The sequence below is a fragment of the Microbulbifer epialgicus genome, assembly GCF_041447265.1.
GTDB classification, from domain to species: Bacteria; Pseudomonadota; Gammaproteobacteria; order Pseudomonadales; family Cellvibrionaceae; genus Microbulbifer; species Microbulbifer epialgicus.
This window is the reverse complement of the sequence record NZ_JBGMEK010000218.1, coordinates 1-1466: the sequence shown is the minus strand read 5'-3', so window position 1 is coordinate 1466 and position 1466 is coordinate 1. Positions and strand designations below refer to the sequence as shown.

Below are 1466 nucleotides of genomic sequence, written 5' to 3'. Positions count from 1 at the left end.
TTACCGGAATCAATAGTATTGCAGCTGGTGAGGGTTCCGGTGATACCGATACCATCACCAGTAACCTGACTGATGACACAATTGAAGATCACAACTGGGCATTGGTGGGCACTAATCAAGTAAGCCATGCGGGCATTGTGATCGCTAGTGCGGAAGATTTCTATGGCGGCGGTAGCACCTTAAGTGGGGAGGTGAATAGTAGCGATACCTATACTATTGTCGACAGTAGTGGGACTCTCCGTATCGACGATATGTATTTCTATGAGCTAAGTCGAGTCGATGCAGGGGCAAATAATGCAGATATCGTGATTAGCCTGGCTGGTGATGACCAGTTTATAGTGAATGCGAACAGTGAGGTACAGGCCCACGGAATTACTTTTAAGGATATCGAAATATTTGATGCGGATGGCGGAAATAATCAGGTATTAGCGAATAGCTATTCCAACGGTTTAGTGTTAACCGGCAACTCTGGTGAAGTAAAACTTTATACAGGAAATTCTGAAGGAATATTGTTTAAGAGTATCAATGATGCTTACGCAGATACTCTTTATGGCACCAGTATGGGAGATGAATTCTCTATAGATGAAGTAGGCACAGATACTATTGTCACGGCATTAGGTATTGATTTTTGGACACTTGAAGTCGTAGATGCGCTTGGCGGAGTGGATAAGCTAAATGTAGATGAAGCCAATCTGGAAGACGGTAAGATAAATGGTATTACATTTGTTAATTTGAGCGATATCATTACTAAATACCTATCTTTAGGTGCTAACCAAGAGGGTGACTTTTATGTTCTTGGGGATGGTTTTGTTGCATCGAATACTGATGACGATTTAGAGAATGGATATGAATACAATTTCACAGGTGTAGAGTCAGTAAAAACAAATGGCTATGCGAAAAGTGTTACGGGCCTGCTGGGGGAAGATTGGATAGTAACTGGTGAGAAAACTGCGACTAATAACAATATTAGTTTTGACGGTGTAACCCTTCTTATTGCTAATAATGCTGGCGTTAGCGGTATTGATGGTTATGGTTGGGCTTTAACCGGAAACTTAAATGAAGTCGTGCATGCAGAAATTACGATTTCTGACGTTTTATCAGTTAGTGGTGGCAACGGTATTCTTAGCAGTAGTTACAGTGACAGCTACGCCTTCAACGCTGATGGCACTGAGGTGAAGGTTGACGACATGGTGTTTGTTAACCTGAATACCGTTAATGCTAATGGTGGCAACGATGCCGTGAGCGGTGCCACCAGCCATGGCTGGTCGCTGACCAGCAACCTCGATGAACTTATCCACGCCGGCGTCACCATCAGCGGTGCCGAATCCCTGAGCGGGGGCAACGGTATCCTGACTGGCAGTCAGAACGAAGACAGCGACAAATACACCTTCAGCGCCGACGGCAGCACAGTTCAGGTCGACGAGATGGTGTTTGCAGGTCTGAACACCATCGACAGCCGCGGCGCT

General features: G+C 45.0%; 1 protein-coding gene. It reads left to right on the top strand.

Translation table 11 applies throughout. From position 1 onward, the window contains the following. A partial coding sequence (locus ACCI49_RS24615; RefSeq protein ID WP_371841900.1) for an autotransporter outer membrane beta-barrel domain-containing protein occupies nt 1–1466 on the top strand: 1466 nt, incomplete at both ends.